Origin of the sequence: Pseudomonas sp. 20P_3.2_Bac5 (assembly GCF_025466035.1) — a bacterium.
Taxonomy (GTDB): domain Bacteria; phylum Pseudomonadota; class Gammaproteobacteria; order Pseudomonadales; family Pseudomonadaceae; genus Aquipseudomonas.
Genome location: NZ_JANLOA010000021.1, coordinates 1 through 12,820, shown reverse-complemented (window position 1 = coordinate 12,820; position 12,820 = coordinate 1). Strand labels below are relative to the sequence as shown.

Genomic DNA, 12,820 nt, shown 5'->3' with positions numbered 1-12,820 from the left:
TCGGTCCAGACCTATGAACGCAGTCAATCTGACGAGGTAACAGCGATGACTATCGAAGCAGAGACACTCGTACAACTGACCGAAGCCCTGAAGAAATGCGGGATGAACCGAATCTGCGACATCGACTTCACCCGCGCGCCCTACCGCGAAGATCACCGCTGGACGTGCATTGTCAGCAAGAAGTCCAGCGCCAACCGGGTTCATGGGATGCGCGCGTGAATCGATGTGGGTGGGCTATCGCGACGGTTCGGCGCCCCGACAAGCTCGCTCCTACAGCCGCGTTACCCCCTTCCCCTGTAGGAACGAGCTTGCTCGCGAAACGCCTCACGCGTGCCAGCAACGATACCAACCGTCTTCTTCGCTGATGCGCAGTTCGGTCTGATACAGGTCGGACAGCGCGGCGCTGGTCAGCACCTCGGCCTTGGGGCCATCGGCGACGATGCGGCCCTGCTGAAGCAGCACCACCCGCTCGATCTCCGGGATGATCTCGTCGATATGGTGGGTGGTGATGATCATCGCGTGGTCCGCACCGCAGAAATTGCGCATCAGCTTGAGCATGCCCAAGCTCGCGCCCATGTCCAGGCCGTTGGCCGGCTCGTCGAGAATCAACGCGGCGGGCTGATGAACCAACGCCCGCGCCAGCAGCAGACGGCGCTTCTGCCCGGTGGACAAACGCTGGAACATGGTCTGCTCATGCCCGGACATCTCCACCACCGCGAGCAACGCCCGCGCCTGTTCGATCTGCTCGGCACTCGGCTGCAAATGCCCGTGGGCGCCGATGGCGCCGAAGAACCCCGAAACCACCACATCCAGCGCCTGGGTGGACGGCGTGTAGTCTTCCTGCAAATCCTGGGACACAAACCCGAGGCGGCTGCGCAGTGCCCACAGGTTGACGGTGTCGCTGCCGAACAACTTCAAGTGGCTGCCTTCGCGCTCCACCGGGTACAACTCGCGGGTGATCAGCTTGAGCAAAGTGCTCTTGCCGGCCCCGTTGGGGCCGAGGATCGCGACTTTCTCGCCGGCGCCGATATGCAGGGAAAAACCGTCCAGCACGCGGGTCTGCTGCTGGTAGGCGGTCACGTTATGGATGTCGATCATGGGATACTCGTCAGCGCTGAGCGATAAAGAAAGAGGATGCGTTGGGGCAGAATAATGCAGCATTTTTCGACCGCACGGCTCGCCGCCTTACTTGCCTGGCGCTTCCCAGAGCGTTGCGCCCATCAGGGAATACCGGACTGTTTCGCAAGTCTGATCGACCGTGCTGCACGCTTTATCAATTTTCAGGTTGGCGATAACAACGCCCCACAACAGGACGTTAACTACAACCGCAACTCCGATGAACTTCCCGCCTTTGCTCATGTTGACTCTCCTTTAACTGACCTTGTGCCAGCGCAAGCTAAATACCTGAGCTTCGCAAACAATGCGACAGAAAAGATGCGCCGACAGGCCGTCGGATGAACATGGCCGCAATATGGCGCATAGCCATCACCAATGAGACACTACCAGAACGCGGATACTCACGTTATTTCTCACAGCACTCAGGACGAGCAGGCAGACATGAGTCGAACAGTTCACCGCCGTTACACAGAACCCGAGCGTACGGGGCTTGATTGGAGCGAAATTTGGCAAGGCGCCGACCGTGGCGTCATCAAGACCTGGGAGATCGGCCGCAAACTTGCGCTTCAAAAACCGGCCCTGGCGGCGTCAGCGAAGGCCGGCGAGCTACCGCCGCTGAACTGGAAAGGAGGCGTGGCCAAGCAACTGAAGAAGCGCGAAAAGTTCGGTTCATTGCGCTATCTGGCCCAATGGCAAGGCTTGCGCGGCGAAGACCTTGATCTGGACCTGGAAGCAGAGGTCACCCTCACCTGCAGTAAAACCGGAATGGTGACAACCTTCACCCCGGACATTCGCAAGTTTGCTAATCAGCAGAATGATGCGGGTGGTGACGAACCCTGATCCTTGTGTGGCGCGTAATGGGAAATTTCGGACTGCCAGGTGTTGCATAACGCAACGAAAATTAGTCCACGTCCGACTTTCGTGTAGGCAGTTTCCCAATCATACTTTCGCGCCTTCTCAGCGGTTGCGCTCATGGGAATCGGTGCCTAGTCTGCGCTGGTCGCTGCCAATTCAGCGATCAGGTTTGGTCACCTGATAGATCCAGAGCGCACAAGCGCCCATCCGATTCTGCGGGCGCTTTTTTGCGGCCGCTGTTTTGAGTTATGGCGGCTGTGCGCGGGGCGCCCTCGGGCGCGCCGGGTTCCTGGATCCTCGGTTGACCAACCTGCGTACAGTCGCCACCCATCGTTTGGTCACGCAAGTGGCGGCTCCACCGATTCAGGAGCCTCAAATGAAAAAGATTGTTCCAGATCCACCCATTCCGACGCCCTTCCTCGGTCACTTCGGGTCATGCAACGGCGCGCATGCCCCGCTGTTTGCCGTGCGTGCAGACGTCGATATCCAGGACGCGCTGGCCCACCTGTCAGCGGCACTCACCGCGGCATTCGAAACCAATGCGCAACTGTGCGAGATGCTTTCCCGGCCCGTGGCAGACGTCGCCTGGAGCACTTACCAGTCACTGGAAATCTGCCAGGCGCTGTCTGAGGCGCTATTGGAAAACGTTGCGAAAAAGCAGGCCGCCGGTTAACCCTATTGGGGCTGCTTTGCAGCCGTTCGCGAGCAAGCTCGCTCCTACACTGTAGGAGCGAGCTTGCTCGCGAAGGGCACCAACAGGGGCATCAGACTACCTGGCGGCTCTTTGCTGAGCGAGACAAGGCTTATTACCTTGATACCCGCTCGATAAGGCTCAACATCGCCGGACGCTGCACCCGCCACTCATCCCTGGTAATCCCCAACAACACCACATCAATACGCTCGCCATCCTTCTCGATGTTCTGCCGCCGAACACCTTCAACCGTAAATCCGAACTTCTGGTGCATCTTCACAACGGCGGCATTGCTTTCAAGCACCTCGCAATTGAGTTTCTCAAGACCGGCGGCATTGAATGCATGGTCCAGCATCCAGAACTCGACAACACTTCCCAGGCCTTTGCCCTGCAGTTCAGGATCGAGATAAAACGCCCAATCCGCCGTGCGGTGAGCGGTACTGATCGCATTCAGCGAAACGACTCCGGCCAGCGTGTCATCACGCAATACGACGAACACGGTTTGCCTCGTACTTCCCACCAGCGTGCTCAGCCAGTTCAAATGCTCTTCTTCAGAGATCTCGTGAGCGCTGTACATGAACCGCCGGACATCACGATGATTGCGCAACGCCCGGACTTGCTGCTGAACAGTGGCGTCTGAGTGCAGGATATTGATGAATTGCATGGTTATCCGTTGCTCCCCGACTTCTACTGCCTGCGATTTCGCCATGCGCCAACAATCAGCAAGACCGCGCCCGGAATCAGCAGCCCCACAGCGGTATAACCAAATGCCGGTTGGCCTGACGCACCAACGGCCGCGAACGCGGCGCCGATTGCAATCAGCGGTACGCCGGCAAAGCTGAACGGGTTTCGGGTGTTGCTGGCCATATCGATTACTCCTGTAAATCTCTCGATGTGCTCGCCGGGGACTTTCTGAACCGGAGCAGTGCAAAGGCGATATTCGGCAGCATCATGACGGCGAACATCCCCCAGAAACCGACCTTGCCCGCGCTATGAAGGGAAGCGCCCAACACAATAAATACGATCGTGAGACCGAACCGCAGTGATACGAATTTTTCTATGCCTCTCACCCTGACTCCTGAATTCACGTCTCAAATATCTCGCGATTCTACAGGCCACCCATCACGCGAGGGGAATAACGTTCAGTAAGAGAAATAAGGCAGGTACGAGCGCCATGTACTCCAGGTCAGCTTCTCCACCACGTTTTTATTATCTACCCGCCGCTGCCGGTAGAAATCGAACTCGGTTTTCCGGCGAATACCGATGACTTGCGTCGAATGTTTGCGCGAGGACTCAAACATCGACTGCACCATGATGTATCGCTGCGGCGTGCTCTTGGTCGTCGTTGTGTTGTTCACGACCGTGGTCATTTCCTGTTTGAGCCAGGTGTTCTTGTAGGCATACGTCGTCTTGTTGCCCACCCACATGATCGCCTGGCTTGCACGATTGAATTGCGCGTCCTCACTTGGCTGAAGATGGACCAACGAATACCGGCTGCTCCCCCAGTCCAGCATCAGGGTGGTACATCCCGTCTGCAACTCGGTAACCCAGAGTTGTTCCTCTCCCACCGTCGCATCAAACACTTCGGCAGCCTGGTGGCGATCGCCCACACCGTTCCCGACCGGTAATCCATGACCACGCATTGGCGAAACAATCATTGGACGCTCGATTGCGCCGTCTATTTCGATCTTCAACATGCCGCTGGCGATCATCGGCGACTTATCGATGACGATGTTTGTGCCAGCGGCGGCAAACGCCAGTGTGCGGGCCATGGGGCTGCTGGCAGGATCAAGGCTGTTGACTTCGATACTGGCCTGCTTGAGAACCGACAGCGGATTCTGCAGGAGGCCGTCATATACTTTTTTCGAGTACTGCGCGTCTTCTTCAGCCATGAAACGTTCCTCAGTCCATTGTCATCATGTGCGCTGATCAACTAACTCAGGCGTCCGACTGTACACCGCGATGCCTTCGTTCCATTGCAATAGCAATGCCCGCCAGCACGATCGCCAGCGTATACGCAAAGAGCCCGAGATTGATGCCCAGAATCATCTTCTCCGAACCGTCGGTAAGCACCATCGACCCGCCGTAACCGTCCCTCAGCCAATAGGCCATCAAGAACCCGCCAGTAACGAACAAGGTAAGAAGGCTCGCCAGTTTGAGGTCGCCCCTGATCCAGACGAGCCAGACGCTGTAAACGCCAATTGCCGTATTCGTGAACAACTGCCAGGTCTCATGCAATCGCGCATGGGGCGCCCACGCCTGATTGAAAACATGGGTTTCATTAATTTCGAGGATAGGCACGAGCACGGCATAAAAGACCACGCCAATGGTGACCAACAGCTTCGCGATCATCAGGGAAAGCTCCTTCTTTCTTTTTATAGAGACATCAGTCCTGCTCGACCAACTCGCAAACGCCGTGGACGCCGCCTTTACCGGTATAGGACAGATCAGGCGAGCCGTCTGGCTTGATCATGAGCGAAACAGTCACCCCGCCGCCTTTTGCCTCAAAGTAGCTATCGCTGAACTTCTTCAGCTTGGCCTCTTTACCGTTGATATAAACCGGGCCGCCTTCGTCGGCGTGCACCTCCAGGTTACCCGGGCAGGTGGCGTTAATCAGCGGGATCCCGGCATTGGCAAACCCCGCGGCGCAAGCCAGTACAGCGCCCAGTAATAATTGCTTCATGCCAACTCCTGAATCGGTCAAATGCTGAAGCTTCAGCAATAGCTGTTTTCAACGAATCACGCCAGGGTTGCGTGTGGATGGCGAAAGGAACATTGAGATGCCCTCCCCCGTCGGGCAAACTCCGCTGACTTGGATTGGCCGATAACAGGAGTTTACGGATGCCATTTCCACCCACGGAACACAATGCGTTGCTGGCCTTGAAGGGCGTAGGGCCGACCGTGATCGCCCGGCATCGACTCACTCGCGGTGCTCAGCGAAGCGAATACGAGTGACATCCTGGCTCAAGCATCGGCAACAGTGGGCTCGACGTGCTGGAAAAACAGCCCCCAGGCCCGGGCCGCTATTAACGCAGCCATTGAACTTGCAAAGAACTCGCGATCAAACACACCGGGGGCGTAACACTGTTCGCTTATGTCCCTACTTTGCCGCCCTACGGGTGCATCAAAGCATCCCCGACCGCTTAACACTCGCCACCACGGATCGAAAAGCAAACAATGAAAATCGCCCTCATCACCAGCGCGCTCACTGCAGCAATGTTGACTGCCAGCCTGCAAAGCGCCCAGGCGGCATCAGATCTGATCGGCAAGCGCGTGCAGAATACCTACGACGTAACGCTCTACCTGGACCCCGAGAAAGGCTTGGCCTATGCGTTGAAGAATCCCAAGTTCCAGCGCTATCACACCAATCCGCGCAAGATGAAAATCAGCTACGCAATGGACAGCGTCGAAGCCGACCCCAAGTCAACATCCGCCGAACCGGTGCTCGTCGAAATGGCGGTCATGAGTGATCGCAAACTGGCCGAAATGAAACTGAGCCAAGAAGACCAGTGCTACGAAGCGTTTACCGCCGTACTAAGCCGCTTGGCATTCTCGGCCGCCTCCGCCAAAAATCTCGAAGACCACCAATATTTCCACCTCGCCAACGTCATTACCCTGGACGATAAAAAAGTCCCGGGCGCGCCGGGGGTGATTACGTGCAAGATCCCGGATCATGGTTCGATTTTTATGTATGCGCGGGGGCAGGTCAGTACTAAATAAGGCCGGGCGCGGCGCATACCAATAATTTTCCAGCCGATACAAGCAGCGAGAAAGCGCTAATTCTTCAGGATTGAGGGCTCAGCATGGAATGTCACGTTCGTCCCGCCACGAGCAACGATGCAGCCGCGATTAGCCGTGTAGTTCTTGCTGCCCTGCGTGAGTCAAATTCACAGGACTACCCGGCTGACGTTATCGCTCAGGTTGGGCAGAGCTTTACTCCTGAAGCCATTACCGCACAACTCCATAAGCGCAAGGTTTTCGTAGCCTTACTGGACGGAAATATTATCGGCACGGCCAGTCTCGACCGCGACGTCGTCAGAAGTGTTTTCGTTGACCCTGGGCATCAAAAAGGCGGTATCGGCCGGCATTTAATGGATGTCATTCATGCAACTGCTGCCCGCGCCGGCGTTAAAGCGGTGCGTGTGCCCGCCTCGATTACAGCCGAAGCGTTTTATGCCGCGTTGGGTTATCAGAAAATTCGCGACGCGTTTCATGGGGCTGAGCGTACCGTCGTTATGGAAAAGCGGCTTCAGAATTAGTCCACGGAAAAGGTGACTGATGAAAAAGGCGAGGGATTGATTTTTCAGTCGCTCCAACCATCTTAAATTTGTCGCCTATTCGGCCCCCCTTCTCCTGCCCTAGTGACGATCAAGGCACTTTTCGAAGCGAATATCACCTTCGGGTAAATGCTGCACGGGCTTCCAGCCGAGCTTTCTATAAAAACCACTCGCACGACTGGCTTCAGCGGTTTCCAGCCATATCGTCTGGTGGTGTTGAAACAGGAAAGTCTCTGCTCTATCCATCAAACTGCGCCCCAATCCGCGCCCCTCGAACTCAGGGAGGACGAAAGCGGCAAACACGCAGCCATCCTCGATATCAGCCATGGAGAAACCTACTGGGACACCATCGACCTCAGCGACCCACGCGCACGGGGTCTCTAAAATTGCCTGCTGGATAGCTTCGGGAGTAATACCCATTTCAGCTAACTGATCATGGGATAGATGATTTTCCTGAACACTCGTCCGAATATCAAAAATGGCATCGATATCGGACAGGTCGGCGAGCCTGATTGTTTTTTCCATGACGTACTCCTTTGTTCTCCGTCAACACAATAAAAAGTATCCGTGCAAGTCTGTCCCCAAAGGAGGCGTCACTTGTGCGGCAGTAACGCCGGAATAATGGATGACCAAGCATATATCCCACCGTCAGTACGTCACTGCTTCTTCTTGGGCGGAGCTATCAAGTAAGGCCATGCCAGAAAGAATCCGACAAATCCAACAGGACTCAGGTTCACGTCAGGCCAACGTTGCAGCGCGCAGAACCATGCTGCGATGAGTGCCACTCCAACAGCGCCCTCTGCACCGGGTATCACATCGCCAGCCAGCGGGTTGAGTGCAATCGAGTCAATGAATGCAACGCGCTCGTCGTCAGACCACAGTCTGGAGGCACTTTTCTGGAATGTTGGCGTTTCGATAACTGTGCGTATCGCCAGGATGTACGGGAATCCAGCATACGAAGCAAATCCCGTAGATGCGGCGACCCAAATATCCGAGGCAGTTCGTTTACTGCTCAGCGCTGGACTGCTGGAAAAAGCGCTGAGCACCTTCTTTTCCGCCTGCTTTTCCGCCTTTTCCGTCCGTATTGAAGTTGCTGTGGGCAACACGCAAAACCAAGATGCCCACCTGCTAGACTCAACAAGATGATTCCAGATAAAACCAGAACCACCCCCAGACACTTGAACATGTCCAGGGACAGAGCGAAAGATTATTAGTTAAACGTAACAACAATAGGGGAAGGCTCACCAGGCATACCAGGAGTGCCAGACGTTGAACAGCCTCCATTATTGCAAGTGATAGTCGCGGACAACCCAAGAGAAGGGACAACTTTCGTATACCACGTGCCACCGTCCTTTATATGCCTAAAAGTCAAATTGCCAAACCTGTTGCCTTTATCGTCTTCTACAGCCCAGCTGACTTCCTTTGGACCATTCGTGCAAAGGCTAAAAATGTTATTTGAGTCGGTCATTCCGACTGACACATCTCCCCGAGGCGGAACGGTATAGTTACCGCTCTTCGGACTGTACATGCACTGGCTGCTAATTTGCCTCACGTACTTTGTCGTATTACTCGAATTCTTGAAGTGCACCGTATAGTCTTGCGACGCCATAACTTGCGAAGAAGCAAGCATGACAAATGAAACAAGCGCAGCACTTGAGAATAGTTTTTTCATGACAACTCCATGTTTTTGAATCTTCCATAAGTAAGGACAAGCCTCGTACGCACCGTGACGGTCGAGCGCGAAAGCCACTATAGACAGTAAGGTTTCTCTGATCAAGCAAGCACAGGGCGTTTGTCCTGTACAGGAATGGCCCTACTTTAAAATCCTGAGGTTTATTAATGCTTTAGAGCCTGGATGTAATCCTGGCATGCAGCCGGTGCGATCAGTCCTTGGTCGCCGTCACCGGTGATTCTGATAACTCGTTGAGCAGCCACTGGGTAAAGTTCGTCTCGCGCGGTGCTATGAACCACGCCCCCGGGTTTGGGCCTATTTATAGATGCACTACTTGAGAGGCGAAAGATTCAAGGTGCCCGCAATTCGCGCCTCATTACCTACAATTCCAAATAAACGCCTGAGGCGGAAACGATGCCTAATAATGCGGAAACGATCGCACTTTTCCCGCCCACAAGAAAAAACCCCGCAGACGTTAATCTGCGGGGCTTTCGAATATGGAGGCCGAGGTCGGAATCGAACCGGCGTAGACGGATTTGCAATCCGGAGCATAACCACTTTGCTACTCGGCCTCTGATGAGTTTCGGAAATCGTTGATTTCTCTAACTCTTTGAAAACGTTGAGAATTTTATTTCTCGTCGCTTTCGATGGACGCAATTATGCGTGCATTCACCCATGCTGGCAACCCCCTGATTTAAAAAAGTTTTCGTCCTGGAAGCGGGCGGTTTTTCCTACGTAACCGCCCTGCTCCAAGGGTTCGTTTCAGGCGGCGGCACGCTGGCCGCTGCTGGCGCGGGTGACTTCGAACAGGCCCACCAGTTTTTGCAGTTTATTGGCGTTGAGGCGCACGGTCTCGGCGCTGGCGTGCAGGACGCTGACGGTCTGGTGCATTTCCACCGAGGACTGGTCGACTTCCTTGATGGTCCGTCCGTAATCCAGGCTGCGCTGGTTGAGCTGCTGGATGATGCTGAACATGTTTTCCACGGCCTGGTGCAGTTGCACGTTTTCCGAGGACGCTTGCTCGGCCAGGCCGAGGCTCTGGTCGACGTTCTTTACGCCATCTTCCATAAAGCCCACGGCCTTTTGGGTTTCGCCTTGCAGGCTCTCCACGGTCAGGCGGATTTCTTCGGCGGCGCTGGAGGTGCGGGCGGCAAGGCTGCGGACTTCATCGGCGACCACGGCGAAGCCACGGCCATGTTCCCCCGCCCGCGCCGCTTCGATGGCGGCGTTGAGGGCCAGCAGGTTGGTCTGGTTGGTGATGTCACTGATCAGGCCGCTGATCTTGCCGATCTCGGCCATGCGGCTGTCGAGCAGTTGCACGCTGGACGCCGAGCGCTCGACCACATCGCGGATCGATTGGGTGCCCTCCTGCACGGTGTGGAACTGTTTGCGGGCGCGCTCAACCACTTCGTCCATGGCCTGCTTCATTTGTTCGGCACCGGCGGACGCCTGCTGGATCTCGCCCAGTTGCTCTTCGACGATGACCATCATGCGGTGGATGGCGTCAGCCACTTCCATCGAGGTGCTGCTGGCCTCTCGGCTGCGGCCGAGCATCATCTGGTTGGTGGTGCCAACGCTGTGGCTGGCCTTGACCACTTGCCCGACCACCGAGTCCAGATGGTCGATAAAGCTGTTGATCCAGCGCCCCATGTCGCCGGTTTCGTCGTTGGCCATGCGCGAGGTGTCCAGGCGCTGGCGCAAATTGCCCTCGCCCTCGGCGATGGTGCGGATGACCCCGGTCATTTCGTTGATGCGCACGGCCAGGCGTTTCGGGCCCAGGGTGCTGAAGATCACGGCGGCGACCACCAGGCTGCCGGCCTCGCAGAGATCGATCAGGTGTTGCGACAGCCCACTGTAGTGCTGGACCAGGTAGTTGCAGGCGAACAGGCCGAGCATGGTCGCCAGGTACGGTTTCATCAGGCCGTAGCTGAGCGAGCGGCGGCGATAGACTTCTTCCAGGTCGGCCTCGCACATCATGCCCCAGCGGTCCGGCGAGCCCGGCATCTGGAAGGTCACGCCCTTGCCCACCACCGGGATATGGCGGTAGTCGGAATAGCCCGGGTAGGTGACGAACAGGTTCGAACCGTTGCGGATGGTTTCACGCACGCCGGGGTGCAGTTGCTGGGTCGCAGGATCGGTGAAGCGCAGTTCCAGTTCGGTGTGGCGCTGTACCTGCACGGTCTTCCAGGCGGTGTGCACCCCGCTTTTGAGGTTCTCGCCATGGCTGAAGGTGCCGTCTTCGAAGCGCGAGCGCGACAGCGCCACGCCCGGCTGCAGGCTGGGGTCGAAGCGCGACTGGACCATGAACAGGTAGTTGTCGCCGGACTCGGCGAAGATATGCCCGGCCTCGCGCTGGATCAGGTCGCCGAGCACGTCGTTGGGCACCCGCCCGCAGAGGCAGCCGAGCACTTTGCCCGCCACTTTCACCGGCTGGTAGAACATCAGCGTCACTTCGTCATGGAAGCGCGACGAGGACGGGCCGATGGCCTGGGTCAGCGGATCGCTGTAAGGCCCGTGCAGGAACGGCGCTTTCAGGCCTTCGGCAAGGGCTGCCGGGTTGACGCTGCGGCGGTCCTGACTGTTCCAGGTCGAAGCCAGCAGCTTGCCCGCTGGATCGACGACGAACAGTTCGGAAAAATCCTCGGCCTGTTGCAGTTTTTCCTGCAGGGCGTGAGGGTCGATGCCGCTCAGGTCGCCCAGCCCCTGGGCCAGTTCGGCCAGGTGTTCCCATTGTTCCAGGGCCCAACTGTTGAGCAGCTTGACCCGGGTTTCAGCAATGGCTTCGAACGTCTGCTCGATGACCGGATAGGCCGAACGGTTGACCCGGCAAGCCCAACCCATGGCCAGTTTGCCGGTCTTGCCGAACCACGGCAGCCAGCGGCGCTCTTCCCCTGATAAATGCATGGAGTTGCTTGTAAGCGACATAGACCTCTCCAATGACGACATCCCAATGGATTTTGAGAGGCAACTACCAGGCCAACTGAAAGCTTGCTAACTAACTGAATGGTTTAAGGCTGGCTTTATGCTATCGCAGCGCTCGTAGATGAGAGTGACTCTTGAGCAGACTTAAAACAAATGCCCCAAACCGGGGCATATGGTTATCGCCAGTCGTCATAAAGGTGCAATAAAAGGCTCTGGCTCAAGCTCCGGCAGCCAGCGGCCAGTCCGTTGCCCGGCGTCCGTAGTCGGTCACTTCCGCGCTCGGGTGGGTTTCCCGGGTCATGAACAAACCCAATCGGGCGGCACGGGCGATGGCCGCCACTTTGTTCTGCACGCCGAGCTTGACGATGGTGTTGCGCGCATGGAAATTCACCGTCGACTCCGACAGATTGAGGATGTCGGCCACTTCCTCGGCCGTCTTGCCGGTGGCGGACCAGCGCAGCACTTCAATCTCGCGTTCGCTCAAGTGCAGGGTGCCGATCTTGCGCTTGAGTTCCTCGGCCTGGTTCATGTGGATCAGGTTGCACAGCAGCAAGACCTGTCCAGCCTTCTCGTACCACTCCTCATCGGAGATGCTGCCCTTTTCACGGGCTACGTCGAGGATGCTGAACACCCCTTCCGAATGAGCCCCCTGCGACCAGCCGTTGCACAGGCCGAACGCCTGGGCGTCCTCCCACATGCCGGACACCGGGCGAAAGAACTCCTCGGTCCAGAAGATCGGCATGATCGAGCGTCGACAATGCTCGATCCGCGGATCGGTGTCGATGTATTGCCTGCGCTTGTAGTTCTGGATCCAGCCCACCGGAAAGGTACTGAAGAGCAACGGGCGGTGGTCGAAGCTGGTCCAGCAGGTGAAGCCGAAAAAGTCGAAGCCCAACTGCTGCACCAATTGGTGGAGTGTTGCGAAGCGCAGCGTGGGGGAGATTTCTCGTACCAGGACATTCAATGCGTCGGTACTGAACGGCATGATGGCAAAACCCCTTGATGAGCGCCGGGCTCCCTCCCAGATGCGCTGCGGGTGTTAAAAGTATGGGTGACGAGCTGTGAGGCTAGTTGCGGGGAGGCCAGGTCACAACCGGATATTGGTGATATATCCAAAGCATACCCAGGTGAACGAAGGGCTCTGGAATGGGGGTTCGCCAAGCGCCAGCCGGCGCCGGCGCAAGTGTTTCACGAGGGAACTTTTTTTCATGCACGCTGTAAAGCCTCGGGGGGGGCCCCCCCCCCCGGGGGGCCCCCCCCCCCCCCCCCCTTAAAAAAGAAAAAAAA

The 12,820-nt window shown here is 56.8% G+C and carries 16 protein-coding genes, 1 tRNA gene and 1 pseudogene; 7 read left to right on the top strand and 11 right to left on the bottom strand.

The features are described from left to right. Positions 1-45: 45 nt before the first annotated feature. Positions 46-219, top strand: a complete 174-nt coding sequence (locus NTD88_RS03815) for a hypothetical protein (protein WP_177431551.1) — start codon at positions 46-48, stop codon at positions 217-219. A gap of 105 nt (positions 220-324) precedes the next feature. On the opposite strand, the gene NTD88_RS03810 is transcribed toward NTD88_RS03815, so the two are convergent. Further along, on the bottom strand, positions 325-1,098 hold the full coding sequence (locus tag NTD88_RS03810) for an ABC transporter ATP-binding protein (RefSeq protein ID WP_095153805.1): 774 nt from the start codon (positions 1,096-1,098) through the stop codon (positions 325-327). Positions 1,099-1,152: 54 nt separating this feature from the next. On the opposite strand from NTD88_RS03810, the gene NTD88_RS03805 reads away from it, so the two are divergent. The 3 genes from NTD88_RS03805 (at position 1,153) to NTD88_RS03795 (ending at position 2,644) form a co-directional block, all read left to right on the top strand. Beyond that, the gene (locus NTD88_RS03805) at positions 1,153-1,458 is read left to right on the top strand and encodes a hypothetical protein (RefSeq protein ID WP_262153780.1); all 306 of its coding nucleotides are present in this window, start codon (positions 1,153-1,155) and stop codon (positions 1,456-1,458) included. Between the two features lie 99 nt (positions 1,459-1,557). After that, entirely contained in the window at positions 1,558-1,956 is a 399-nt protein-coding gene (locus tag NTD88_RS03800; RefSeq protein WP_095153806.1) for a hypothetical protein, read from the top strand. A gap of 391 nt (positions 1,957-2,347) precedes the next feature. Further along, positions 2,348-2,644: a DUF3077 domain-containing protein gene (locus tag NTD88_RS03795; RefSeq protein WP_262153781.1), complete on the top strand. Its 297-nt coding sequence runs from the start codon at positions 2,348-2,350 to the stop codon at positions 2,642-2,644. A gap of 133 nt (positions 2,645-2,777) precedes the next feature. Here the strand turns inward: NTD88_RS03795 and pseH are convergent, their stop codons facing one another. The 5 genes from pseH to NTD88_RS03770 all read right to left on the bottom strand — a co-directional run bounded on the left by pseH (position 2,778) and on the right by NTD88_RS03770 (position 5,345). Beyond that, positions 2,778-3,326: a UDP-4-amino-4,6-dideoxy-N-acetyl-beta-L-altrosamine N-acetyltransferase gene (gene pseH / locus NTD88_RS03790; RefSeq protein ID WP_262153782.1), complete on the bottom strand. Its 549-nt coding sequence runs from the start codon at positions 3,324-3,326 to the stop codon at positions 2,778-2,780. A gap of 23 nt (positions 3,327-3,349) precedes the next feature. Next, positions 3,350-3,529 (bottom strand): hypothetical protein, encoded by a 180-nt coding sequence (locus tag NTD88_RS03785; RefSeq protein ID WP_262153783.1) that lies wholly within the window; start codon positions 3,527-3,529, stop codon positions 3,350-3,352. A gap of 275 nt (positions 3,530-3,804) precedes the next feature. Then, positions 3,805-4,554: a hypothetical protein gene (locus NTD88_RS03780; RefSeq protein ID WP_095153811.1), complete on the bottom strand. Its 750-nt coding sequence runs from the start codon at positions 4,552-4,554 to the stop codon at positions 3,805-3,807. Positions 4,555-4,600: 46 nt separating this feature from the next. Continuing rightward, on the bottom strand, positions 4,601-5,014 hold the full coding sequence (locus tag NTD88_RS03775; protein ID WP_262153784.1) for a hypothetical protein: 414 nt from the start codon (positions 5,012-5,014) through the stop codon (positions 4,601-4,603). 34 nt (positions 5,015-5,048) lie between these two features. Then, positions 5,049-5,345, bottom strand: coding sequence for a hypothetical protein (locus tag NTD88_RS03770; RefSeq protein ID WP_262153786.1), 297 nt, complete (start codon positions 5,343-5,345; stop codon positions 5,049-5,051). A 158-nt stretch (positions 5,346-5,503) separates the two neighbouring features. Here NTD88_RS03770 and NTD88_RS03765 point away from each other — a divergent pair. The 3 genes and pseudogenes from NTD88_RS03765 to NTD88_RS03755 all read left to right on the top strand — a co-directional run bounded on the left by NTD88_RS03765 (position 5,504) and on the right by NTD88_RS03755 (position 6,921). Then, positions 5,504-5,744, top strand: a pseudogene (locus NTD88_RS03765) (helix-hairpin-helix domain-containing protein). 95 nt (positions 5,745-5,839) lie between these two features. Further along, positions 5,840-6,382, top strand: coding sequence for a hypothetical protein (locus NTD88_RS03760; protein WP_262130464.1), 543 nt, complete (start codon positions 5,840-5,842; stop codon positions 6,380-6,382). A gap of 83 nt (positions 6,383-6,465) precedes the next feature. Further along, positions 6,466-6,921: a GNAT family N-acetyltransferase gene (locus NTD88_RS03755; protein ID WP_262153787.1), complete on the top strand. Its 456-nt coding sequence runs from the start codon at positions 6,466-6,468 to the stop codon at positions 6,919-6,921. Positions 6,922-7,020: 99 nt separating this feature from the next. Here NTD88_RS03755 and NTD88_RS03750 read toward each other — a convergent pair whose 3' ends face one another. The 5 genes from NTD88_RS03750 to NTD88_RS03725 form a co-directional block, all read right to left on the bottom strand. Beyond that, complete coding sequence (locus tag NTD88_RS03750; protein WP_262153788.1) at positions 7,021-7,464, bottom strand: GNAT family N-acetyltransferase; 444 nt, start codon at positions 7,462-7,464, stop codon at positions 7,021-7,023. Between the two features lie 131 nt (positions 7,465-7,595). After that, the gene (locus tag NTD88_RS03745; protein WP_262153789.1) at positions 7,596-8,042 is read right to left on the bottom strand and encodes a hypothetical protein; all 447 of its coding nucleotides are present in this window, start codon (positions 8,040-8,042) and stop codon (positions 7,596-7,598) included. Positions 8,043-9,109: 1,067 nt separating this feature from the next. Next, positions 9,110-9,183: transfer RNA gene (locus NTD88_RS03735), tRNA-Cys, on the bottom strand. Between the two features lie 190 nt (positions 9,184-9,373). Beyond that, positions 9,374-10,027 (bottom strand): methyl-accepting chemotaxis protein, encoded by a 654-nt coding sequence (locus NTD88_RS29070; RefSeq protein WP_410017086.1) that lies wholly within the window; start codon positions 10,025-10,027, stop codon positions 9,374-9,376. A 1,723-nt stretch (positions 10,028-11,750) separates the two neighbouring features. Continuing rightward, positions 11,751-12,518 carry an autoinducer binding domain-containing protein gene (locus tag NTD88_RS03725; RefSeq protein ID WP_262153791.1) on the bottom strand — a complete coding sequence of 256 codons (768 nt, stop codon included), beginning with the start codon at positions 12,516-12,518 and terminating at the stop codon, positions 11,751-11,753. Positions 12,519-12,820: the final 302 nt, after the last annotated feature.

Excerpts from the sequence above, each read along its gene's own strand:
- NTD88_RS03785 (WP_262153783.1), bottom strand. The coding sequence starts at position 3,529 with ATGGCCAGCAACACCCGAAACCCGTTCAGCTTTGCCGGCGTACCGCTG.
- NTD88_RS03760 (WP_262130464.1), top strand. The coding sequence starts at position 5,840 with ATGAAAATCGCCCTCATCACCAGCGCGCTCACTGCAGCAATGTTGACT.
- pseH (WP_262153782.1), bottom strand. The coding sequence starts at position 3,326 with ATGCAATTCATCAATATCCTGCACTCAGACGCCACTGTTCAGCAGCAA.
- NTD88_RS03725 (WP_262153791.1), bottom strand. The coding sequence starts at position 12,518 with ATGCCGTTCAGTACCGACGCATTGAATGTCCTGGTACGAGAAATCTCC.
- NTD88_RS03795 (WP_262153781.1), top strand. The coding sequence starts at position 2,348 with ATGAAAAAGATTGTTCCAGATCCACCCATTCCGACGCCCTTCCTCGGT.
- NTD88_RS29070 (WP_410017086.1), bottom strand. The coding sequence starts at position 10,027 with ATGGACGAAGTGGTTGAGCGCGCCCGCAAACAGTTCCACACCGTGCAG.
- NTD88_RS03770 (WP_262153786.1), bottom strand. The coding sequence starts at position 5,345 with ATGAAGCAATTATTACTGGGCGCTGTACTGGCTTGCGCCGCGGGGTTT.
- NTD88_RS03775 (WP_262153784.1), bottom strand. The coding sequence starts at position 5,014 with ATGATCGCGAAGCTGTTGGTCACCATTGGCGTGGTCTTTTATGCCGTG.
- NTD88_RS03805 (WP_262153780.1), top strand. The coding sequence starts at position 1,153 with ATGCAGCATTTTTCGACCGCACGGCTCGCCGCCTTACTTGCCTGGCGC.
- NTD88_RS03815 (WP_177431551.1), top strand. The coding sequence starts at position 46 with ATGACTATCGAAGCAGAGACACTCGTACAACTGACCGAAGCCCTGAAG.
- NTD88_RS03755 (WP_262153787.1), top strand. The coding sequence starts at position 6,466 with ATGGAATGTCACGTTCGTCCCGCCACGAGCAACGATGCAGCCGCGATT.
- NTD88_RS03800 (WP_095153806.1), top strand. The coding sequence starts at position 1,558 with ATGAGTCGAACAGTTCACCGCCGTTACACAGAACCCGAGCGTACGGGG.
- NTD88_RS03780 (WP_095153811.1), bottom strand. The coding sequence starts at position 4,554 with ATGGCTGAAGAAGACGCGCAGTACTCGAAAAAAGTATATGACGGCCTC.
- NTD88_RS03810 (WP_095153805.1), bottom strand. The coding sequence starts at position 1,098 with ATGATCGACATCCATAACGTGACCGCCTACCAGCAGCAGACCCGCGTG.
- NTD88_RS03750 (WP_262153788.1), bottom strand. The coding sequence starts at position 7,464 with ATGGAAAAAACAATCAGGCTCGCCGACCTGTCCGATATCGATGCCATT.